Source organism: Williamsia maris, assembly GCF_024171815.1.
GTDB lineage: Bacteria > Actinomycetota > Actinomycetes > Mycobacteriales > Mycobacteriaceae > Williamsia_A > Williamsia_A maris.
Genome location: NZ_JAMTCJ010000002.1, coordinates 36,190 through 57,698, shown reverse-complemented (window position 1 = coordinate 57,698; position 21,509 = coordinate 36,190). Strand labels below are relative to the sequence as shown.

Sequence of the window (21,509 nt, the reverse complement as noted above, 5' to 3'; positions counted from 1 at the left end):
CCCCTCGCCGGGTCATCGCGACACGCAACGACCCGGCGGGTGAGTCCTACGAGCGGAAGAACTCCAGCAGATCGTTGTTGATCGTCTCTGCCTCGGTGGTCGGCATCCCGTGCGGGAAGCCGGGATAGATCTTCAGCGTCGAGTTGGGGAGGAGTTCGGCCGACCGCACGCCGGCGTCTTCGTACGGCACAACCTGGTCGTCGTCTCCATGCATGACCAGCGTGGGGATGGTGATCCCGGCGAGGTCGGCGCTGAAGTCGGTTTGCGAGAACGCGACCACGCCGTCGTAGTGCGCCTTGGCACCGCCGATCATCCCCTGGCGCCACCAGTTGGCGATGACGCCTTCCGACGGGGTCGCGCCGGGACGGTTGTAGCCGTAGAACGGCCCTTCGGCGAAGGTGCGGAAGAAGTCTGCGCGTCGGGTCGCGACCTGAACCTGGATGTCGTCGAACACCTCCTTGGGCAAACCGCCGGGGTTGGACTCGGTCTTGACCATGATCGGCGGCACCGAGCTGATCAGCACTGCCTTGGCGGCGCGGTCCATGCCGTGGCGGGCGAGGTAGCGGACGACCTCGCCACCGCCGGTGGAGTGACCGACGTGGATCGCATCGGTCAGGTCGAGATGGTTGACGACGGCGGCGAGGTCGTCGGCGTAGTGGTCCATGTCGTGCCCGGAGTCGACCTGCTCGGACCGGCCGTGGCCGCGTCGGTCATGGGCCACCACGCGGTACCCCTTGTCGAGGAAGAACATCATCTGTCCGTCCCAGTCGTCCGACGACAGGGGCCATCCGTGGCTGAAGACGATGGGTTGTCCTGTGCCCCAGTCCTTGTAGAAGATCTCGACTCCGTCGCTCGTGACGACACTGGGCATGGTGGCCTCCTGCACTTCGGGTTCGCGTTGCCCCGGTGGGGAACTGGGCGCGATCGGATGGGATCTCAGATCGAGTTCGACGGATGTGTTGATCTCGGTAGGGGAAGAGTGGCAGACCCCTGCGAGTACCCGCCCCCCGTTTTGCGCCACGAACACCCCGATTTGGGACCTCACCTGGTGCGGGGTCGAGATCGACGGGTCAGAGAATGAGCTCGCGGGTCTCGATGACGCGGCGGGCGACGTCGGGCAGCGGGGTGTTGGTTCGGAAGCTGTGTGCGCGGAGCGTGGTCAGTGCCTCGCGCGGCGGCAGGTCGAGCTGTGCCGCAACGATACCGGCGGCGGTGTGGATGTCGGCACGGTCCGCCATGCCCGCCGGGGGAGCCGCGGCCAGGGCGATGCCGATCCGGTCGGGGTCGGCAGTGTCGCCGACGGTGCTGCGTACGTAGTTTGACCAATCGAGTCCGGCCACGCCGGTCACCTCCGTCGCACACCGACGAGCTGCGGCGAGGTGGCCGGACAGCATCGGACCGGCGCTCCGGCGGTAGACGGTCAACACGCTCCTGGCCCTCGTGGACGTGCCGTCGACGGGGAACGTGAACACCGCGCCGACACCGGCCGCGTTCAGCTCGCCGGCCAACACCGGCCACCGCCCGATCGCCGACGCCTCCCCGAGGTCGGGCACGAGGCATTCGTTCGACGTGTCGGCGGTGTCGAGAGACGGCCCCTCGCCCAGGGTGAACTGCAGGTCGTCGATCGTGCGTGCAACAGCATCGGTCGCGGCCAGGACTTCCCAGGTGCGGTGGTTGATGACGGCCACGTTGGCGCCGTGAGAGCCGGTCTCGTGCGCGACGCGCGCGCACAGGTCGGACGTTCGAGTGAACACCGCATGCTGCTTCCCGCAGCGGCATGATTCCGACGACAGCTGAAGTGGGGCACCTCTACTTCTTCGACGGTACGCGCGACGGGTGGCGGCACACGGTGACCGTGTGATTCGACGGAGACGGGCGTCTTCGCCTAGGTGTGCGGCGCTGGCGTGGAACCGGCCCTCGATCAGCTACCGGGAGTCAGCTTCTCGACGACGTTCGAGATCTTGGTGCGGATGGGGGTGTGGCTGCCGCCGCCGGCCCAGTCGGGGTCGTGCGGCATGGGTCCGATCGGATCGGCGTGTGCGGGGTCAGACGCCGGTTCGGCCAGGGCGCGGGTGATCGCGTCCTCGGTCGTGGTCAGGCTGTGGTCGGCCGGCAGGATCGTGCCGAGGAATGTCGTTCCGTGGCAGACCATGTCGTGGTGCAGGCTCTCGACGAGTGCGGTGACCGTGGACGACGGGACGTCGGTCAGGGCGGCGACCATCTCGCCGACGAGTGCCGTGGGCAGCAAGGGGACGGTCACCTGCGGACGGGTGAGCCCGGCGATCGTGGTGTACGTGTCGAGCAGGGCCGAGTACGCCATGGTCTCGGACCCTCCGATGTCGTAGTGCCCGCCGGGCACGTCCGACCCGAGGGACCCGGCCAGCGCGTCGAGCACGTCGGTGACGGCGATGGGCTGGACCTGGGAGTCCATCCAGCTGGGAACGGTCTGAACGGGTAGCCGTTCGCTGACCTGGCGGATCAGCTCGAACGAGGTCGATCCGCTGCCCAGGATGATCGCGGCGCGCAGCGCGACGGCAGTCGCCGAGGACCCTTCGAGGATCTTCTCGACCTCCAGGCGCGACGAGATGTGCTCGGAGAGGTCGTCGGACTCGACGTCGGGGACGATGCCGGTCAGATAGACGACCTTTGGAATGCCGTGCCGGTCGATCGCTGCGGCCATGTTCTGGGCGGCCTCGCGGTCGGTCTCGGCGAAGTCGTCGCCGTCGCCCATGCCGTGGATCAGGTAGAACACGGCTTCGATGCCGTCGGTGGCCGCCGCAACCTGATCGGCATCGAGAACGTCCATCGTCACCGACTCGGCCTGATCGGCCCACCACGCGGTGATGGTCGATTCGGGGCTGCTGGTGGTGACCCGGATGTCGTGCCCGTCGGCGAGCAGGCGCGGGACCAGACGACCGCCGACGTATCCGGATGCACCGGTGACCAACACCTTCATGGAACTCCTCGCGTTCGATCGTGCCGTGTCGGCCCGACCAACCGAGTCTGCCCTGTTTGCGGCGCGGTGGTGGTGAGCGCTTGGTCTCCTTGTCTACGACACTCGCGTCTGACCGATGTCGACCAGGCCGCGCCGATGTCGACCAGGCCGCGCGGATCTGGCGGCGGTCGGAGGAGTTGACGCGGGTGTCGTTCCCTCAGGGCTGACTCTGGGCGTGGTGTCCGCTATGTTTCGTGCCTGAGGGGCCGACCACCACGACACGGAGACCTATCGCCGATGGCTGCACTGACCGATCCGACCGACGCGGCCGGCAACGCCGCGTCGACGGTGTTGATCGTCAGCGACCCGGGGATCGTGTCCCGACGCGTCGCCGCCGTCCTGCCCGCACTCGAGCCGGAGTTGACGAAGCAGTTGGGTCGGCCGGTGTCGGTGATCCAGAGCGTGCACCTGGTTCGTCTCCGATCCGACGACACGATCGACTACGTCCGGGCCCGCACCGCGGCGCCCGGCCCCGACCCGCACGCGATCGTGGTGGTCACCGAGATCCCGCGCTACACACCGCGACGACCCCTCATCTCCGAGGTGTTCGTCGACGCGCGACTCGCCGTCATCTCGAGCCCGACGCTCGGTGCGTGGGCGACGAAACGACGACTGCGGATTGCGCTGACCCAGTCCGCTCGCTTGCTGTGCGAACCCGTCGCCGCCGACGAACGCAGACGCATCCCGTTCCGGGGGAGCCGGTGGACGATCGCGGAATCAGGGCCGTCGCAGCTCTACGCGCAAACGGTGTTCTCCTGGCTGCGCACTGTTCTGGGCATGATCTCGACCAACGAGCCGTTGAAGACGGTGCCGCGGTTGTCGAGCGCGTTGGCCGCGGCGGCTGCAGCGGGAGCATTCGGCATCTTCTACAACTCGATCTGGCAGATGGCGTCGTACCTGCCGTCGTGGCGGCTGCTGTTGTTCACGTTCCTGGCCATCATCATCCTGATGGGGTGGCTCGTGCTGAGCAACGGCCTGTGGGACCGTACTGCCCAAACCCGTTACGCCCAGGTCACTTTCCTCTACAACATGTCGACCCTGGCGACCTTGTTCGTCTGCGTGCTCACGCTGTACGCAACCCTGTTCGTCGCCATCCTTCTCGGCGGCGCAGCACTGATCGACCCGCAGTTCATGGAGCTCATACTCGGTCGTCCGGTCGGTGTGTCCGACTACATCAACCTGGCGTGGCTCAGCTCGACCATGGGTGTGGTCGCCGGCGGCGTCGGTTCCAGCTTCGACTCCGAGACCGATCTACGCCGCCTCACCCACGGCCGCCGCGAGCGTGAACGGTTCGATCTGGACGGGTGACGGCGACCGCGAGACGGATGGTTCGCCGCGCAGTCAATTGTTCTCGATCAGATCGCCCATGACAACGGTCGAATCGGATCCGTGGCTGTCGCTCAGGCCATTGGTCCAGTCGCTAACCTACGGTACCGTAGGTTGATGGAGATCACGCTCGAGAACGCTGATGAGGTGTACGCCTTCTACGGTGCTCACCGGCAACCGGTCATGAGGGCACGAGCGGCGTACGCGTATCTCGCGGCCAGATATCGTCCGGCCATTTCCTACGACGACGGTGCGCGAGATCAGACCATCGAGATGCGCCGGCGCAACGTCCGATTCGTCGTGTGCGCCAACCATCTGTCCGACAAGGACCAGTTCGTTCTCGCCGCAACGGCGTTCCGTACGCCGCTTCGGCGTCTCATCGGCCACATCCGAGTCCTGGCCAAGGACGAGTTGTTCGATGACGCCAAGCAGCGCGCCCAGATCGATGTCATGGGCGGCATCCCGGTCTTTCGGCCGAAGGACCATCAGATGCGGGCCGCGGTCGCCGCGGGCCGGCAGATGATCGACGTCTGCGTCGATCGGGCGACACGCTACGGCGACAGCATCGCGGTGTTCCCCGAAGGCACCTGCAACGTCACCGACCCCTCGACGCTGCTGCCGATCGCCAGCGGCATCGGCCACATCGCGCACGGGATCGCCGAGAACGTCGAGGTCGCGTTGCTGCCGATCGGCATCGCCTACCCCGACGACACGCGCGTGGGCGCCCGCGTGATGATGGGCGCCCCCGAGTTGATCGACCCCGCTGCCACCCCGGCAGCGATCACCCGCCGGGTGCGTACCCGACTGCAGAACTCGGTCAGCGACGCGCGAGGAGTCCTGGACGTCGCGTAGCGCGACGGGGTACTCGCCGAACTCGTGCCGCGAGTTCGCCGTCAGGATCTCCGCGCGAACATCGTCTTCAGCAGCCGGTCGACAACGGGGCTCGGGATGAAGTGCAGGAGGGATCGTCGCAGGTCGGCGCGAACCGAGTAGTGCGCTCGCGGACGGGTGGTCGTGGCAGCTCTCCACACGACATCGGCGAGCACCGACGGATCATGCGCCCGCGCCTGCTCTTTCACCGCCAATGCGCCGACCCGTCCGATGAGCTCCGGGAACAGGGTCGAGTTCGCCGCGGCGTGGTCGAAGGCGCTGCTGATCCCGTCGACCATGTCGGTGCGGAAGGGGCCGGGTCGGATGGTGCTGACGGGGATGTCGAGGAACATCAGTTCCCGGCGCAGCGCATCGGAGTACGCCTCGACGGCATGCTTGGTGATCGCGTACGGCCCGTTGAGCATGAGCGCCTTCTGCCAACCGGTCTCGGAGCTGATCGTGATCACCCGACCGCGTCCGCGCTGGATGAGCGGCAACGCGGCCTTGACCGCGCGGTAGGTACCGAGCAGGTTGACGTCGATCAGTTGCCGCAGTTCGTCCTCGTCGATCTCGACCACGGAACCCACCCGCATGATGCCGGCGAAGGTGACGATGGCGTCGAGTCCGTCCGGCGCGTGTCGCTCTGCGTCGGCCATCGCGGTGCTGACCGAGTGTGTGTCGGTCACGTCGATCTCGAGGGGGATGACCCCGGGCGTCGCGGCGGGCTTCGTGAGGTCTGCTGCGAGTACCGTCCAGCCGCGATCGGCGAAGACGTTGGTGGTTGCGTGACCGAGTCCGCCTCCGGCGCCGGTGATCAGCACAGTCCTGCTCATCGGGCGCTCGCGGTGTCGGCGGCGAGGATGCAGTGCGTCCGCGAGTAGATGGTGGGCATGCACTCGTTGCAGTGCGTGCACAGTGATCGAGTGGTCCGCTCGGCCTGCAGCCGGTTGATCAGGTCGGGTTGCCGCAGGAGGGCCCGTGCCATGGCCACGTACTCGAACCCCTCGTCCATCGCGAGCTCCATCGTCTCCGTGGTCGTGATGCCGCCGAGCAGGATCAGCGGCATGCTCAACTCGTGTCGGAACTGGCGGGCCAGATCGAGGAGAAACGCCTCGCGATAGGGATATTCGCGCAGGAACGGTCCGGCCAACCGCATGGCCCAGCCCATCGGTGGCGGGAACGCCTTGGCGAACGACCTCCTCGGGGCGTCGCCGCGGAAGAGGTACATGGGATTGAGCAGTGAGCTCCCGGCGGTGAGTTCGAGGGCGTCGGCCGCGTCATCGTCCTGGATCCATCGGGCGACCTGAAGGCTCTCGTCGATCTGCAGTCCCAGCGAGACTCCGTCCTCCATGCCGAGTTTGACGGTGACGGCCAGGCGGTCGCCGACGCGGTCGCGAACCGCCCGGGTGATCTCGCGGGCGAGCCGAGCCCGGTTGACCAGCGACCCGCCGTATTCGTCGCGACGATGGTTGAGCAGCGGGCTCAGGAACGAACTCGCCAAATAGTTGTGTCCGCAGTGGATCTCGACCGCGTCGAACCCGGCGCTCTCGGCGAAGCCGGCCGCATCGGCATGCGCGCGGACGACGTCCCGTAGGTCGGCAGCATCCGGCTTGTGGGTCATCCGCATGCTGAGCGGACTCAGTATGCGGCTCGGCGACAATGCCGGCGCCCGGTTCGACGCCGCGTTGGCGACGGGCCCGGCGTGCCCGATCTGCGCACTGACGGCGGCGCCCTCGGCGTGCACGGCGTCGGTCAGGCGTTGCAGCCCCGGCACCGCGTCGGGTCGCATCCAGATCTGGTGACGGTCGGTGCGTCCTCCGGGTGTGACGGCGCAGTAGGCGACGGTGGTCATCGCGACACCGCCCGCCGCCGGAGCGCGGTGGTACTCGATGAGGTCGTCGGTCACGAGCGCGTCGGGGGTGCGCCCCTCGAAGGTCGCGGCCTTGATGATCCTGTTGCGCAACCTGACCGGGCCCAGTGTGGTCGGGTCGAAGACGCTGGTCATGCGTCGACCGCCTCGTCGGACAGTCCCGCGGTGACGAAGCGGCACAGCGTCTCGACGTGCGCCGGCGAGAGGGTTCGATCCCCGGCGAGTGGGTCGCCGAACTGTCCGAGGATCACCTCGAAGCTGATGGCCCATCGCTGTCGCGCCGCGGTTGTCGACAGCCCGGGCACGATGCGCTGCAGCATGTCGACGAACGGATCGAGGCTGAACCACCGGTCACTCCAGTCGATCTCGTATCGGCCCAGCACCAGCCGGGAGAGCAGGTGCAGGTAGAGGCGTCCGGTGGGGTCGGCGGCCATGGTCACCAGGGGGCCGACCACCGCGTCGACGATGTCGCGGACCCCGGGGGACTCGGCGTCCAGTCGCGCGACCGGCTCGAACCACGCGGGACCGATCCGCGACTCCAGCAACGCCGCGATCAGGCGTTCCTTGGATCCGAAGTGATAGTGCACCGCGGCCGGGTTCATCTCCGCGGCCGCGCACACGGCGCGGATGGACACACTGTCGAATCCGGATTCGAGCAGCAGCGACTCGGCGGCCACGAGCAGTCGTGCGCGCGGATCGGCCTTGGTCTGTTCCATGGGACTCAGTAGAACACGTGCCAATCAGCGATTCAATCACTGATTGGATTCGCTGAGCGCGAAGTCGGTGCAGGTCGGCCGACGGTGTCGAGCGATCCCGTTACCGTGAGGCCATGCAGGTCGTCTTCGTACATGGCGCGCTGGTCCGCGATGGACAGTGGTGGTGGGAGCCGACGGCGCGCCTGCTCCGAGAGCGCACCGGTCTCGAGAGTCGGTCGGTGGCGCTGCCGTCCTGTGGCGAGACCACCCCCGGAGAGGCAAAGGGCGGACTGACTGCTGACGCCACCGCACTGCGCCGCGTCCTCGACGCCGCCGACTCGGCGATCGTCGTGGGCCACTCCTACGGCGGCACCGTCATCGCCGAGGCGGGCTCACATCCCGCTGTCGCGCATCTGCTGTTCGTGTCGTCGTACCTGCCTGATGTCGGTCTGTCGCAGGGCGCGATCATGAGCACCGAGACCGACCCGGTGGCAATCGCCGACCGCGGCGACGGCACGATCGGCGTATCCGGTTACGACGCTGCGTCGTTCGGCGAACGCTTTCTGCAGGACGCCGACGAGATAACTCGACGCGACGCGTGGGGCCGGGTGACCGATCAGGCGGTCGGGGCGTTCACGACGCCCACCACCGCCGCCGGATGGCAGGGGGTCGACTCCACGTACATCATCTGCGCAGACGATCGGAGCACCTCGGTTGGGTTGCAGCGGAGGCATGCTCGGCGGGCTGGTCGGTCAGTGGAAGTGCCCACCGGTCACCATCCGTTCATCTCCCGCCCCGACCTCGTGGTCGAACAGGTTGAGGCGCTACTTCGCCGGCTCTGACGGACGTGTCGGACCAGACGCCGTCGGTCAGCGCAGCTGGACGCTGGCGGAGGTTGATCGCGTAGCGGCTGCCAGGGTCTCGGGGTCGCAGGTGGGCAGCCAGTCGTCGAAACGACGTAGGAACGGAAAGCGCTCGCGAAGTGCCGTCAGGTCGGCGTGTCCGGCCAACCGCCCGTCGTCGACCGCAGCCGCCAGTCGGCCCAACAGATCGTTCTCTGAGAGAACGTCATCGGGGATCCGGCGATACGTGATCGGACGCTTCAACGCGGTGCCGAGGTGACGTGCCAGTTCATTGCCGGTGAGTGAGTCACCGGCGACATCTATGGTGCGGTCGACGAACGAAGCCGGTGAGCCGAAGATCTGGGCGACCACCAGGCCGATGTCGCGGACGGCGACGAACTGCATCGATTGCTCGGCGCGCATGAGGAACGCGAACTGCCCGTCGGCGAGTCCCATCCCGGGGAGCAGAAGGATCTCCATGAAACTGGCGGGTCGGATGATCGTGCTCGGGATATCGAGTCCCCGGATGTGTTTCTCGATACGGCTTTTGGTGTCGAAGTGTCCGATGCCGGTCGGTGTCGAGCCGGCTGCGATCGCCGAGCTGTAGACGAGATGGGCGACACCGGCGTCCCGGGCGAGGTCGGCGACGGACACGCCCCAGCGCACCTCGTCGTCGTCGGTCATGTCGGTACCGGCCTGTCCTGAGCTGGGTTGGACACTGAACACCCCGTGCGCACCGACGAAAGCGTCTCGCAGCGACGTCGGATCGGCGAGGTCGCCGGTGACCGTCTCGATCCCGGTGGCAGCGAGCCGGCGAGCGGGCGCACTCGACGGGTCGCGCACCACAGCGCGAACCCTCCACCCGGCGTCTCGCAGAGTCGAGGCAACCGAACCGCCCTGTTGCCCCGTCGCCCCGAGCACGACGATCACGTTCTCGCCAGGGAGGATTGATCGGGTCGAGTGGTGGTCGGTCATGGTGTCTCCTGGTGACGTCTCCGGCAAAGCAATGTCGTCTGCTGCCTCTCCGGTGAAACGCTAGTGTGGTGAGGCCTACCGATCGGTAGGTGTCGCCAGACCCCGGGAGACCCGATGAGTGAGTCGTTGCCCGCTGCGGCGGACTGTTTCGTCAGACTCGGCGTCGAGCTGATCGCGCATCAGTGGGACGCGGTGGTCCTGACCGTCCTGAGGAGCGGACCCTCTCGGCGTGCCGCCCTGGTGTCGGCCATCGGTGGTATCAGCGACAAGTCACTGCACGAGTCGTTGCGCAGACTGCGCGAGTCCGGGTTGGTCGAGAAGGATGAGGTCGGAAACGTGTACCGGCTGACCGAGCTCGGTGAGTCGTTCGCGACCGGACCTGTTCTGACCCTGGCGCAGTGGGCCGAGGCCAACCATGGGGAGTTGACCGACTGAATCGGGTGGTCGTCAGGCGACTGATGGGCGGACGTGGGGACGATCAGGACGACGTCGACGACCGTGTGCCGTGTCGCGCCGAATCCCCGATCGCGTCCATGAGGTGATTCAGCTCGAGAGCGTCCTCGAATCCTGGTGCTGTGTGCGTCTCGTTCACGATGTCGTCTCGCAGAGCTGAGTAGATGCCCGCGACGTTGACGACCGAGTCGGGCAGCGTCGCCACCGGACCGTCGGGGAGGTCGACTGTTCTCCCGTCCAGCTCGAGGACAAGCGAACCTGCTTGAAAGCCGCGTGCGGCGCCTCCGCGCAGCACCAGCGTCGACTTCTCGCCGACGATGCTCAGGCGGAACGGAGTGTCGTCAGCGGGTCGGCCGCCGACGATCTCGGCGGTCAGGGCGCCGCTGTCTGCCAATCGTCCCACCGCGGCAACATGATCGGGGACCGTGCGCTGGTGGACACCAGGCCCGCCGTCGACAGCGAGCACGGGGAACTGGATCGTGGTCTGTGCGCTCAGGGAATCGATCGGACCCGCGAGGTGACGCACCAGGTCGATCGTATGAGCAGCCTGGATGGTCGCCAGGTTCATCCCGGTCTCCGGGTTCTCGAGATAGAGCTCATCGGTCGAGACCGATCTGCCGAATCCTGCCGTCGTGGACAGGACAGATACGGCGAGTGTCCGGCCCACCGCACCCGAGGAGATGATGTCGCGGGCGACCACCACGGCCGGGTTGCGCCGAGCCTGCAGACCAACTGCACTGTGCCGCAGGCTCGGTGCATCGAGGGCGACCATTGCCTCGGTCTCGGCGGTACTGATGCCGACCGGCCATTCGGTGTAGACATGCTTCCCGGCCGCAGCCGCGGCGACGATCAGATCGTGATGCGCGGGAACGGACGCCGCGACGGTGACGATGTCCACGGCGGGGTCGTCGATGAGTTCCCGAGGATCTGCGTAGGCGCGGTGCGCACCGAAGGCGCGAGCGGCGGCATCGGCCGAGTCCTGACGGCGGGTGGCGACGGCCACCAGTTCGAGTCCGTCGATGGCGCGCACCGACGGCACGTGGGCGTCACGAGCCCACCCTCGCTCCGCATTGACTCCGACGATGCCCACACCCAGAACTCTTCCCACCACGACCTCCTATTTCTGAACGGTCCGTTCACCCTAGAGCGGTGAGACTGGCTTTGCAAACGGTTCGTTCAGTAATGTGGCGAGATGACCGATGCCACCGAGCCCAGCACCGCCGACGCCGTCCCGGAGAAACGCCGTCCGGGCCGGCCCGTCAGCGCAGCCGCACGCAGAACCGTTCTCGCGACGGCGGTCGAATTGCTCGATGAGGGCGGATTCGCCGCGTTCACGATCGACGAGGTGGCCCGACGATCGCGCGTGAGCAAGGCGACGATCTACAAGCACTGGGCGGGTGGCCTCGACGTTGCCGCCGACGCGTACGGCAGCACGGTCACCGACGCAGTTCCGGTCCTCGACACCGGCGACACTGTGGCGGACCTGATGGACCAGGTGCGTCGACTGGCTGCGTTCTACGCCAGCCCACGGGGGCGGGTCATCGCGGAGCTGATGGCCGCGGGAGTGGGCAAACCGCAGGGAGCAGCGCTGCTACGAAGGAAATTTTTTGCAACGCGGCGGCAGCAGACCCTGGAGCTGATCGTGCGTGGGCAGGACGCCGGTCACCTCAGGGCCGACGTCGATCCTGAACTCGCGATCGATCTCCTGTTCGGTCCCATGATCTTTCGGCTCTTCAACGGTGCTGAGCCACTCGACGACGACCAGGCGCGCACCATCGCGGAATTGGGGATGCGAGCCGTCGCAACACCCACTCATCAGCCCCTGCCGCATCATCCGGCGTGACCGTCTGCGTCGACGTCTCAGACGAGGGTCTGGGTTCCCACCACGCGCAGCAATTCGAGGCGCTGCTCGTCCTGCGAGTTGGGAACAGTCGTATAGACAACGATTCGCAGATCGCTGCCCGGGGCTGTGAGCACATCGCAGTCGATGGTGATCGGGCCCGCCGATGTCGTCATCACCTTGCGACTGGATTTGTGCACCGACATGCTGACGCGGCCCCACCGTGCATCGAAGTCCGCACTGGTCGCTCGGAGGCGTGTCACCAGATCTCGCAGGCTGCGGTCATCGGGATACCGGGCGTGCGCGGCGCGGAGATCTGCGACGAGATCATCACTGAACTCCTCGTGGTGGACGTCGTCGTAGCTGACGTCTGAGAAGTCGTCGGTGAAGTGGCGCCACACCACATTTCGGTCGACACCCTGTCGCTGGGCAGGGTCGCCGCTGATCGCTGCCCACAGGCCGTTCCAGTGGATGATGTCCCACGTCGCGGTGAACACCGCGAGCGGGACGTCTCCCAGCCGGTCGACCATGCGGCGTACTCCGGGGCTGATGTGCTGCGGGACAACGTTTGCGCTCGGCGATGCCAATCCGGCGACCTGGTACAGGTGGTCGACCTCCTCGCCCGTGAGGCGCAGTGCCCGCGCGAGCGCGGCGACGGTCTGCGCCGACGGGTGTCGTGCGCGTCCCTGCTCGAGCCTGACGATGTAGTCGACGCTGACGGTCGCCAATGCGGCGAGTTCCTCACGGCGCAGACCTGGAGTGCGACGCCCGGGGATCGCGGGCAGCCCGACCTCCTCGGGCATGGTCCGTTCCCGCCACGCGCGCAGCACGGTCGACAGTTCGCTCATACCGACCATCCTGCATCCCCTCGCGGCCGGTCGGGTGGTAACAGGAGTACCTGGAACCGCGTCCGCTCGGACCCCAGGATTGAGCACATGACCACAACACTGATCACAGGAGCGAACAAGGGCCTCGGGCTCGAGACGACCCGGCGACTCATCGAGGCAGGCCACGACGTCATCGCGGGCGTGCGCGACCCGGACAAGGCCGACGACGTCCGTGCGTTGGGCGCGCAGGTCATCCGTCTCGACGTCACCGACACCGCGTCGGTCACCGAGGCGCTGACGTCCATTCCCCGGCTGGACGTCCTCGTCAACAACGCCGGTGTCATCGGTTCCGCCCACGGCGTCGACGATCTCGACGCCGACGCGATGGCGGACACCCTCGACACCAACGTCGTCGGCATCATCAGGGTCACGCAGGCGGCCCTACCTCTCCTGCGGGAGTCGACCAACCCGATCATCGTCAACGTCGCCTCCGGCGTCGGGATGGGCCGTTTCCTGCAGGACCCGCAGCGCGATGAGTTCCCGGTCGGCTCCATCCCCTACGCCGCGTCGAAGGCGGCGGTCATCACCCTGACGGTGCAGTACGCGAAGAACCTCCCGGAGATGCGGGTCAATGCCTCCGACCCCGGTTACACCGCAACCGATCTCAACGCTAACACGGGCCACCAGTCGGTCACCGAGGGAACCGACGCCACCGTTGCGCTGGCGACACTCGACCGGGCCGGTCCGACGGGCGAGTTCCACAGCCGCAGCGGCCGCATCGATCTGTAGGTGGGCACTGATCAGTCGACGACCGCGGTGACCTCGGCTTCTATGAGGATGCCGGGCTCGTACAGGATGGTGACGCCGATCAGGGCCAACGGCGGTGTGGGCAGGTCGAACTCACGACCGGCCTGCTCGACGCCCGCCGTGAATGCCTCCATCTTCGACTTCTCCCAGTCCACCGCGTACCAGGTGAATCGGACGACGTCATGGAATGTCGCTCCGGCTGCGGCGAGCGACCTGGCCACGTTGCGGTACACCTGCGTGACCTGACCGGCGAGATCGCCAGGGGCGACCAGGTTTCCGTCGCCGTCCCAGGCGACCTGTCCGGCGAGGTGGATCTGTTTGGACCCGGTGGCCACCGCCACGTGGTGATAGAGCGGTACCTGGACGTGACCGTCCGGGTTGATCAACGAGACTGCCATCGGGGGTTCCTCGATCGTCGGGGCCTCGACCAGCACCTGGCGCACGACACCTCGGCGTCCGTGCGGCCTCGGCCAACATGTGTGGCTCACGGTATCGCCGCAGCACCTACCGATCGGTAGGTGCTGGAAGAGCTCGACTCATCTGGATGACGTGATCTCCTGGACGTCGTCGAACGCCTGCCGAAGCAGTGCGGCGAGACCGGGCGAGGGGTCGTCGTACCAGGAGTCGACGGCGGAGACGAACGCCGCCATCCCGATCTGAGCGGCCAGTCGCGATCGGGCTTCGGGGATTCCGCGCTGACGCAGTGACTCTGCCATCGCAGTGGCCAGGGCTGCCAGCTTGGACAGTTCTCGTTCGTGCAGTTCCGGGGTCGCTGCGACCAGTGCATGTCGGGGCCGAGCGAAATCACGGCCCGCGTCGTGGAAGTCGACGGTGGTCAGGCAGGCGGCGAGAAGCGTGTCCAGTACCGAGTCGGTGGCCGGGGCGCTGTCCATGGACGTGACCAACAGATCGCGCAGCTCGGCCTCGCCGCCGAACAGGACCTCGCGCTTGTCGGGAAAGTGTCGAAAGAAGGTGCGGTCGTTGACACCTGCGCGCGCGGCGATCTCCGCGGTGGTGGTCCGGTCGAAGCCGTTCTCGGTGAACAGCTCCAGCGCAGCCTGCTGCAGTCGGTGTCGTGCTTCCTGACCGCTCCGGGGCATGAGGCACTCCTTTCGTAGCGCCATATTGTGGCACTACGTGTTAGTGTCAGATTCTGGCGCAACGGCCAGCCTAATCATGTGGAGGTTCAGATGCGTGTTCTCGTCACCGGCGGGACCGGGTTCATCGGTTCCGCGGTCGTCCGCGAACTGATCGAAGAGGGCCATAAGGTCATCGGTCTCGCGCGCTCAGATGAGGCCGCCGAGGCACTGTCGGCCGCGGGCGCCACTGCGCACCGCGGCAGCCTCACCGATGCGCAGTCGCTGAGAACCGGGGCGTCCATGTCCGACGGGGTCATCCATCTGGCGGGTGCCTACGGCCAGATGAGTTTTGCCGACGCAGTGACCGTTGACCGTCAGGCGATGGTGACTCTCGGTGGAGCGCTGGAAGGATCCGACCGTCCGCTCGTCGTCGCCTCGGCGACGTCGATGATCGCTCCGGGCCGGCTGATCACCGAGCGCGATGTCGGTGACGACAGCGCCGCCCTTCCTCGTCGGGAGACCGAACTCGCGGTACTGGCACTCGCCGAGCGCGGAGTGCGGGTCGTCGTCGTCCGGTTGGCGACTCTGGTCCACGGCGACGAGGACACCCGCGGGTTCATCCCCATGCTCGTGCAGATGGCGAGCACGAGCGGCGTGTCCGCCTACATCGGAGACGGGCGCAACCGGTGGCCCGCCGTCCATCAGCGCGACGCCGCCCGGCTCTTCCGCATCGCACTCGAGCGCGCGCCTGCGGGCAGCCGAGTGCACGCCATCGCCGAGGAAGGCATTGCCTTTCGTGACATTGCCGAGGCGATCGGGCGCGGAGCCGGGGTTCCGGCACTCACCATCAGCGCGGACAGGGCCGGCGAGCAGTTCCCGCTTCTCGGTGGCCCGCTCGCCCTGCTGACCGGTACCGACATCCCCGCGTCGAGCGCCGCCACGCGAGAGCTTCTCGACTGGGCGCCCCGGCATCCCGACCTTCTCAGCGACCTCGAGGCAGGTTTCTACTTCTCACGATGACGGAGGAAGTAGCGAGCGGGCTGGGTGTCCACGACGCAACGGGTGTCAGAAGCCGATGGGCAGGCCGGCGTAGTTCTCGGCGAGGCCGGCCGCACCGGCGTCGCTGGTCGCGACCCACCGGAGTTGCGACAACTGCAGCTGCTCGTCGAACGGATCTCCGCTGGTGTGCAGCATCGTCGTCATCCACCACGAGAAGTGGGTGCATCGCCAGACCCGTCGCAGCGCGACATCGCTGTACGACGCAGCGGGTTTCGGATTGTTCCCACGCAGCAGCGCGGTGAGTGCCGGTGCCAGTGCGGCGACGTCGGCGACGGCGAGGTTGAGACCCTTGGCGCCGGTGGGCGGCACGGTGTGTGCGGCGTCGCCGGCGAGGAACAGCGCGCCGTGGCGCATCGGTGTCTGGACATAACTGCGCATGGGCAGGACGCTGCGGTCGGTGATCGGCCCCGGGTTCAGCGTCCACCCGTCCTGTCCGTGGCCCAGTCGCGTCGCCAGGGAATCCCAGATCTGATCGTCGGACCACGTGGTGACGTCGGTTCCGTTGGGGACCTGGAGATAGAGGCGGCTGACCGTGTCCGATCGCATCGAGTGCATCGCGAAACCATCAGGGTGCCAGGCGTAGATCAATTCGTCGGTCGACGGCGCCACGTCGGCGAGGATGCCGAGCCACGAATACGGATAGACGCGTTCCCACGTGTGGCGCACCGCGTCCGGCACGGCCGCGCGGCTGGGGCCGAACGATCCGTCGCAACCGGCGATGACCACCGCGTCGACGCGCTGCGGTCGCCCGGCGGAATCGGTGAACGTCACATACGGTGCGTCGGAGTCGATGTCGTGCACGGCGGTGTCGGAGGCCTCGTAGTAAATCTCCTGTCCGTCTCTCTCGCGAGCGGCGACGAGGTCCTTGGTGACCTCTGTCTGCCCGTACACCCAGACGCTGCGGCCGACGTGGTCGACGAAGTCGATGTGATGGCGTTCTTCCGGCCACTGCAGATAGATGCCTCGGTGTTCGTGGCCCTCGGCGTGCAGGCGTCGGCCGAGCCCGATCTGGTCGAGCAGTTCCACCGTGGAGTGCTCGAGGATGCCGGCGCGTATCCGGGAGAGGACGTACTCCTGCGACCTCGCCTCGATGATCACCGAATCGATTCCCTCGGCACTCAGCAGGTGGGAGAGCAGCAGGCCGGCCGGTCCGCCGCCGATGATGGCAACTTCGGTACGCATCCGAGCAGTACAGTCGCTCGCGGCTCCGGGGACCACCATTGGCTTCCGGTCAGCGGAACCATGGGGGTGGCTCAGGTCTGTTCCGGCAGGTTGCGGCCGATGCCCTGAGCTGCGACGGCGAGCGCCGCGATCAACCGGGCTCGATCGCGGTGCAGGTTCGGGACGACGATTCCGATCGCGGCCGCGACCGATCCGTCGAGATGGCGGACGGGTACCGCGACCGAGCACGCCCCCAGGCTCATCTCCTCGACGGTCTGCGCGAAGCCGTCGCGATGTACGCGCCGCATCTCGTCCTCGAGATGCCCGCGGTGGGTGACGGTGCGTGCGGTCACCCGGGTCAGATTGCCCAGCACACGTTCCTGGACATCAGGCGGCGCGAACGCCAGCAGCACCTTGCCGACACCCGTCGCGTGCAACGGCAGTCGCGATCCGATGCGGCTGACCACCGGAACCGACCGGTGTCCGGACACGCGATCGAGATAGAGCACGCGGTCACCGTCACGGATCGCGAGGTGGACGGTGGCCAGGGTGGCGCCGTAGATGTCCTGCAGGAACGGTGAGGCGATCTCGCGCAGACCGGACTGGTCAGGCGCCAACAGTCCGAGCTTCCAGAGACGTCGCCCCACGACGTAGGCGCCCGACTCGGTCCTGAAGAGGGCGCCCCACTCGACGAGTTCACCGATGATCCGATGCGCGGTCGGTCGGGCGAGTCCGGATCGGTCGGCGATGTCGGTCAGCGTCAGGGTGCGGTGCCGTTCGTCGAACGCGGCGAGGACCGCCAGGAGTCGTGACGCCACCGTCTGACCCGGCTCCCGCGAGTTCCCCGCCATGTCCACCCTCTCCGCGGACGGTGATGATGCTTCCGCTGAGTGAAATCGTAACGTGGCGCACACCGGAGGCCCACGGTTACGGTTCGCGGGTGACCACGACGACAGGTACCCAGGGCGCGATCTCGACCGAGATCGCCGACATCGCGCGGCAGTACGCCGCCTCCGGTGTGGAGGAGTTCCAGCCGCGGCTCGAGTTCCCGCCGTACCGCAGCAGCATCCTGCGCCACCCGACCAAGGATCTGCACCACGCCGATCCCGAGGAGCTCGAACTGCTGGCACCGGTCTTCGGCCCGCAGGACGTGGATCCGATCGAGGCCGATCTGACGATCCAGCACCTCGGCGAGCCCATCGGTGAGCGCATGGTCGTCACGGGTCGGATCGTGGACGGCTCGGGCCGGCCGGTCGCCGGTCAGCTCGTCGAGATCTGGCAGGCCAACGCGGGAGGTCGCTACATCCACAAACGCGACCAACATCCCTCGGCCATCGACCCCAACTTCACGGGCACCGGACGGTGCCTCACCGGCGCGGACGGTTCCTATCGCTTCGTCACCATCAAGCCGGGGCCCTACCCGTGGAAGAACCACCACAACGCCTGGCGTCCCGCGCACATCCACTTCTCGCTGTTCGGAACGGATTTCACCCAGCGGATGATCACGCAGATGTACTTCCCGGGCGATCCGCTGTTCGAGCTCGACCCGATCTATCAGTCGATCACCGATCAACGAGCCCGCGATCGCCTTGTCGCGCAGTACGACCACGCCCTGACGACCCACGAGTGGGCCACCGGATACCGCTGGGACATCGTGCTGACCGGCAGCGGCCGCACCTGGACCGAGACCGAGGAGCACGCGTGAGCGACGACGTCCGACTGCCTGCGACACCCGGGCAGACAGTGGGCCCTTTCTTCGGCTACGCCCTGCCCTACGAGCACGACAACGAACTCGTACCCCCGACGCATCCGGACGCGATCCGGTTCCACGGCAGGGTTCTCGACGGCGCCGGGGACCCGGTCCCCGACGCGCTCGTCGAGATCTGGCAGTCCGACGCCGACGGCCGGGTACCCCGCGTCGGGGGGTCGTTACGGCGCGATGGGTGGACGTTCACCGGCTGGGGCCGTGTGGCCACCGACAACACCGGGACCTTCTCCTTCAGCACGCTGCGCCCGGGCAGCACGGGTTCCGGTACCCCGTTCTTCGCCGTCACCGTGGTCGCACGCGGTCTACTCAACCGGCTCTTCACCCGCGCGTATCTACCGACGGCGGAATCGGTGGACACCGACCGGTTTTTGTTATCGGTGGACCCCGCACGACGCACCACCCTCATCGCCGTCGCGGACGCAGACGGACTCCGGTTCGACATCCGGTTGCAGGGACCGGATGAGACAGTGTTCCTGCGCTATCCCGACGACCGTGCCTGAGATGAGGGGCCTCCGATGACCGACATCTTCTGGCCCGGTGATCACCGGGCCGGCGATCTGGTGTCGGCATCGTCGTTCCTGCAGTCGATGGTCGCCGTCGAGCGCGCCTGGCTGGCGGCGATGGTCACGGCGGGCGTCGCCCCGCCGGAGGCCGACGACGACCTCGCAGACCTGGTCGGTGCCGACGATGTCGACCGGATCGCCGTCGACGCCGAGGGCGGGGGCAACCCGGCCATCCCCACCGTCGCGCTCCTGCGGTCGCGGCTGGCCGACCGCCACGCCGAGGCAGCCCGGTGGCTGCACCGGGGACTCACCAGCCAGGATGTCGTCGACACGGCTCTCGTCCTCTGTCTCCGGGCCGCGGTGGTCGCCGTCGAGCACGAGATCCGGGAGCAGGTCACGGTCCTCGCCGACCTCGCCGACCGACACGTCGACACCGTCATGGTGGGACGCACGCTGACCCAGCACGCGGTTCCGCTGACGTTCGGCGTGAAGGTGTCGGGGTGGCTCGACGGAGTGCTCGATGCCGCGACCCTGCTGTCCGCGGCCCGCGAACGGTTGCCGGTGCAGATCGGCGGTGCGGTGGGAATCAACTCCGCCGCAACGGAATTGCTCGCAGTAACCGGTGCCCGCACCGGTGCCCGCACCGGTGTCGCCGACGTGGTCGCCGACGTCGCCGACCGCCTCGGACTGGTGGCGCGACGGTCCTGGCACACCACTCGCAGTCCGCTGACCTCGCTCGCCGACGCACTCGTCGGCTACTCCGATGTGCTGGGCCACGTCGCCGCCGATGTGGCCACCCTGTCCCGCCCGGAGATCGGGGAGGTCGCCGAAGGTCAGGTGTCGGGTCGGGGCGGCTCGTCGACGATGCCGAACAAGAACAATCCTGTTCTGGCGGTGCTCATCCGACGCGCCGCGCTGGCCGCGCCGCACCTGGGCGCGACGGTGCACATCGCCGCCGCGACCGCGGTCGACGAGCGACCGGACGGGGCATGGCACGTCGAGTGGGACACCCATCGGACGCTGGCTCGACGGAGCGTGGTCGCTGCATCGCAGGCGACGGAGTTGCTCGGTGGTCTGCAGATCGACGTCGACCGGATGAGCGAGACGCTGACCGGCGCCCTCCCGGGGGTTCTCGCCGAGCGGTCCGCCATGCGGACACTGACCAACTCGCCCGATGTAGAGGCCGACCCATCGCACTACCTCGGCGCCGCATCGACGATCGTCGGCGACGTGGTGTCGCGGGCACGTACCTACCTGGAGGAGCACGAATGAACGCCCCGGTGATCACCCTTACGGAGTTCTCCAGCGATCCCGACAAGCCACTGCTGATACTGGGCCCGTCGCTGGGCACCTCGACCACGGCGCTCTGGGCAACGGCCGCGGCATTGCTGACCGACCGGTTCCACGTGGTGGGCTGGGACCTGCCCGGTCACGGCGACAGCGCGCCGGCGTCAGAGCCGTTCACCATCGCCGACCTCGGGGCCGGGGTCATCGCTGCGGTCGATCACCTCGTGAACCGTTCTGCCGGTGAGTCGTTCGGTTACGCGGGGGTGTCCGTCGGCGGAGCGGTGGGGCTGAGCCTGCTGCTCGAGGCCCCGGAAAGAATCGGTGCGGCCGTCGTCCTGTGCACCGGAGCTCGTATCGGTGAGACCGACGGATGGCGGGATCGCGCGGCGGGCGTGCGGGCGTCGGGCACCGCGTCGATGGTCGACGGATCGATCCAGCGGTGGTTCGCGCCGGGCTTTCTCGAGCGGCGGCCACATGACGCGGAGGGCGTGCTGGACGCACTGCGCGCCGCCGATGACGAGAGCTACGCCGCGACGTGTGAAGCGCTCGCAGCGTTCGACGTTCGCGACCGTCTGGCGGAGATCGGATCGCCGGTGCTCGCCGTGGCGGGCGACTGCGATGTCGTGACCCCCACACCGGGGCTTGCGCAGATCGCCGACGGGGTCGGCAACGGCGGTGTGGTCGTTCTCGACAACGTCGCGCACCTCGGTTGCCTGGAGGCCCCGAACATGACCGCGCACCTGATCAGCACGCACCTCGCGAGCGCTGCGTCGGCGCGGAGTGTGCTGTACGACAGGGGACTACGGGTCCGACGGGAGGTGCTGGGTGAGGCGCACGTGGATCGCGCGACGGCCGCCGCGACGGATCTGACCCGTGATTTTCAACAGTTCATCACCCAGTACGCGTGGGGTGGAATCTGGACCCGTCCCGGCCTGGACCGTCGTAGCCGGTCGATGATCACCCTGACCGCGTTGATCGCCCGCGGGCACCACGACGAGTTCGCCATGCACGTGCGTGCGGCGCGGACCAACGGCCTCACCACGGCCGAGATCAGCGAGGTCATACTGCAATCCGCGATCTACTGCGGCGTCCCCGACGCCAACACCGCCTTCAAGATCGCGCAGCGGGTGCTTGACGAGGAACAGGCCTGAC

The 21,509-nt window shown here is 67.5% G+C and carries 24 protein-coding genes; 11 read left to right on the top strand and 13 right to left on the bottom strand.

Annotated elements, in window-relative coordinates:
* Positions 1-46: 46 nt before the first annotated feature.
* The 3 genes from LX13_RS07115 to LX13_RS07105 form a co-directional block, all read right to left on the bottom strand.
* Positions 47-871 (bottom strand): alpha/beta fold hydrolase, encoded by an 825-nt coding sequence (locus tag LX13_RS07115; protein WP_253660651.1) that lies wholly within the window; start codon positions 869-871, stop codon positions 47-49.
* Between the two features lie 199 nt (positions 872-1,070).
* A complete protein-coding gene (locus tag LX13_RS23415; RefSeq protein WP_253660650.1) occupies positions 1,071-1,754 on the bottom strand; it encodes an ANTAR domain-containing protein in 684 nt (227 codons plus the stop codon).
* A gap of 167 nt (positions 1,755-1,921) precedes the next feature.
* The gene (locus LX13_RS07105) at positions 1,922-2,956 is read right to left on the bottom strand and encodes an NAD(P)H-binding protein (RefSeq protein ID WP_253660649.1); all 1,035 of its coding nucleotides are present in this window, start codon (positions 2,954-2,956) and stop codon (positions 1,922-1,924) included.
* A 276-nt stretch (positions 2,957-3,232) separates the two neighbouring features.
* Between LX13_RS07105 and LX13_RS07100 the strand changes: the two genes are divergently transcribed.
* Positions 3,233-4,303 (top strand): hypothetical protein, encoded by a 1,071-nt coding sequence (locus LX13_RS07100; RefSeq protein WP_253660648.1) that lies wholly within the window; start codon positions 3,233-3,235, stop codon positions 4,301-4,303.
* A 135-nt stretch (positions 4,304-4,438) separates the two neighbouring features.
* Positions 4,439-5,173: a lysophospholipid acyltransferase family protein gene (locus LX13_RS07095; RefSeq protein WP_253660647.1), complete on the top strand. Its 735-nt coding sequence runs from the start codon at positions 4,439-4,441 to the stop codon at positions 5,171-5,173.
* 41 nt (positions 5,174-5,214) lie between these two features.
* Here LX13_RS07095 and LX13_RS07090 read toward each other — a convergent pair whose 3' ends face one another.
* From LX13_RS07090 to LX13_RS07080, 3 genes are read right to left on the bottom strand one after another with little or no spacing between them, the layout of a single operon-like run.
* Positions 5,215-6,024: an SDR family NAD(P)-dependent oxidoreductase gene (locus tag LX13_RS07090; RefSeq protein WP_253660646.1), complete on the bottom strand. Its 810-nt coding sequence runs from the start codon at positions 6,022-6,024 to the stop codon at positions 5,215-5,217.
* On the bottom strand, positions 6,021-7,196 hold the full coding sequence (locus tag LX13_RS07085) for an NADH:flavin oxidoreductase (protein WP_253660645.1): 1,176 nt from the start codon (positions 7,194-7,196) through the stop codon (positions 6,021-6,023). Before LX13_RS07085 ends, LX13_RS07090 begins: the two co-directional genes overlap by 4 nt.
* Positions 7,193-7,777, bottom strand: coding sequence for a TetR/AcrR family transcriptional regulator (locus LX13_RS07080; protein WP_253660644.1), 585 nt, complete (start codon positions 7,775-7,777; stop codon positions 7,193-7,195). Before LX13_RS07080 ends, LX13_RS07085 begins: the two co-directional genes overlap by 4 nt.
* A 113-nt stretch (positions 7,778-7,890) precedes the next feature.
* On the opposite strand from LX13_RS07080, the gene LX13_RS07075 reads away from it, so the two are divergent.
* Positions 7,891-8,598: an alpha/beta hydrolase gene (locus LX13_RS07075; RefSeq protein ID WP_253660643.1), complete on the top strand. Its 708-nt coding sequence runs from the start codon at positions 7,891-7,893 to the stop codon at positions 8,596-8,598.
* Between the two features lie 27 nt (positions 8,599-8,625).
* On the opposite strand, the gene LX13_RS07070 is transcribed toward LX13_RS07075, so the two are convergent.
* The gene (locus LX13_RS07070) at positions 8,626-9,573 is read right to left on the bottom strand and encodes an NmrA/HSCARG family protein (protein WP_253660642.1); all 948 of its coding nucleotides are present in this window, start codon (positions 9,571-9,573) and stop codon (positions 8,626-8,628) included.
* Between the two features lie 114 nt (positions 9,574-9,687).
* On the opposite strand from LX13_RS07070, the gene LX13_RS07065 reads away from it, so the two are divergent.
* Positions 9,688-10,008: a winged helix-turn-helix transcriptional regulator gene (locus LX13_RS07065; protein ID WP_253660641.1), complete on the top strand. Its 321-nt coding sequence runs from the start codon at positions 9,688-9,690 to the stop codon at positions 10,006-10,008.
* Positions 10,009-10,051: 43 nt separating this feature from the next.
* On the opposite strand, the gene LX13_RS07060 is transcribed toward LX13_RS07065, so the two are convergent.
* Entirely contained in the window at positions 10,052-11,134 is a 1,083-nt protein-coding gene (locus tag LX13_RS07060) for a Gfo/Idh/MocA family protein (RefSeq protein ID WP_253660640.1), read from the bottom strand.
* 84 nt (positions 11,135-11,218) lie between these two features.
* On the opposite strand from LX13_RS07060, the gene LX13_RS07055 reads away from it, so the two are divergent.
* Entirely contained in the window at positions 11,219-11,869 is a 651-nt protein-coding gene (locus tag LX13_RS07055) for a TetR/AcrR family transcriptional regulator (protein WP_253660639.1), read from the top strand.
* Positions 11,870-11,886: 17 nt separating this feature from the next.
* On the opposite strand, the gene LX13_RS07050 is transcribed toward LX13_RS07055, so the two are convergent.
* Positions 11,887-12,714 carry a helix-turn-helix transcriptional regulator gene (locus tag LX13_RS07050; RefSeq protein ID WP_253660638.1) on the bottom strand — a complete coding sequence of 276 codons (828 nt, stop codon included), beginning with the start codon at positions 12,712-12,714 and terminating at the stop codon, positions 11,887-11,889.
* Between the two features lie 87 nt (positions 12,715-12,801).
* On the opposite strand from LX13_RS07050, the gene LX13_RS07045 reads away from it, so the two are divergent.
* A complete protein-coding gene (locus LX13_RS07045; protein ID WP_253660637.1) occupies positions 12,802-13,482 on the top strand; it encodes an SDR family NAD(P)-dependent oxidoreductase in 681 nt (226 codons plus the stop codon).
* A gap of 11 nt (positions 13,483-13,493) precedes the next feature.
* On the opposite strand, the gene LX13_RS07040 is transcribed toward LX13_RS07045, so the two are convergent.
* Positions 13,494-13,898: a RidA family protein gene (locus LX13_RS07040; protein WP_253660636.1), complete on the bottom strand. Its 405-nt coding sequence runs from the start codon at positions 13,896-13,898 to the stop codon at positions 13,494-13,496.
* 138 nt (positions 13,899-14,036) lie between these two features.
* Positions 14,037-14,600 (bottom strand): TetR family transcriptional regulator, encoded by a 564-nt coding sequence (locus LX13_RS07035; protein WP_253660635.1) that lies wholly within the window; start codon positions 14,598-14,600, stop codon positions 14,037-14,039.
* Between the two features lie 90 nt (positions 14,601-14,690).
* Here LX13_RS07035 and LX13_RS07030 point away from each other — a divergent pair, with 90 nt between their 5' ends.
* Positions 14,691-15,599 carry an SDR family oxidoreductase gene (locus tag LX13_RS07030; RefSeq protein WP_253660634.1) on the top strand — a complete coding sequence of 303 codons (909 nt, stop codon included), beginning with the start codon at positions 14,691-14,693 and terminating at the stop codon, positions 15,597-15,599.
* A gap of 45 nt (positions 15,600-15,644) precedes the next feature.
* On the opposite strand, the gene LX13_RS07025 is transcribed toward LX13_RS07030, so the two are convergent.
* Positions 15,645-16,820 carry a 4-hydroxybenzoate 3-monooxygenase gene (locus LX13_RS07025; protein WP_253660633.1) on the bottom strand — a complete coding sequence of 392 codons (1,176 nt, stop codon included), beginning with the start codon at positions 16,818-16,820 and terminating at the stop codon, positions 15,645-15,647.
* A gap of 71 nt (positions 16,821-16,891) precedes the next feature.
* Complete coding sequence (locus LX13_RS07020) at positions 16,892-17,650, bottom strand: IclR family transcriptional regulator (RefSeq protein ID WP_253660632.1); 759 nt, start codon at positions 17,648-17,650, stop codon at positions 16,892-16,894.
* An 89-nt stretch (positions 17,651-17,739) separates the two neighbouring features.
* Here LX13_RS07020 and pcaH point away from each other — a divergent pair, with 89 nt between their 5' ends.
* Genes pcaH through pcaDC form a run of 4 tightly spaced genes read left to right on the top strand, consistent with a single transcriptional unit; the run spans position 17,740 to position 21,508 of the window.
* Positions 17,740-18,504 carry a protocatechuate 3,4-dioxygenase subunit beta gene (gene pcaH, locus LX13_RS07015; RefSeq protein ID WP_372499856.1) on the top strand — a complete coding sequence of 255 codons (765 nt, stop codon included), beginning with the start codon at positions 17,740-17,742 and terminating at the stop codon, positions 18,502-18,504.
* A complete protein-coding gene (gene pcaG, locus LX13_RS07010; RefSeq protein ID WP_253660630.1) occupies positions 18,501-19,067 on the top strand; it encodes a protocatechuate 3,4-dioxygenase subunit alpha in 567 nt (188 codons plus the stop codon). Before pcaH ends, pcaG begins: the two co-directional genes overlap by 4 nt.
* 15 nt (positions 19,068-19,082) lie before the next feature.
* Complete coding sequence (locus LX13_RS07005; protein WP_253660629.1) at positions 19,083-20,342, top strand: lyase family protein; 1,260 nt, start codon at positions 19,083-19,085, stop codon at positions 20,340-20,342.
* Complete coding sequence (pcaDC, locus tag LX13_RS07000) at positions 20,339-21,508, top strand: bifunctional 3-oxoadipate enol-lactonase/4-carboxymuconolactone decarboxylase PcaDC (RefSeq protein WP_253660628.1); 1,170 nt, start codon at positions 20,339-20,341, stop codon at positions 21,506-21,508. The genes LX13_RS07005 and pcaDC overlap by 4 nt, the downstream gene beginning before the upstream one ends.
* Position 21,509: the final 1 nt, after the last annotated feature.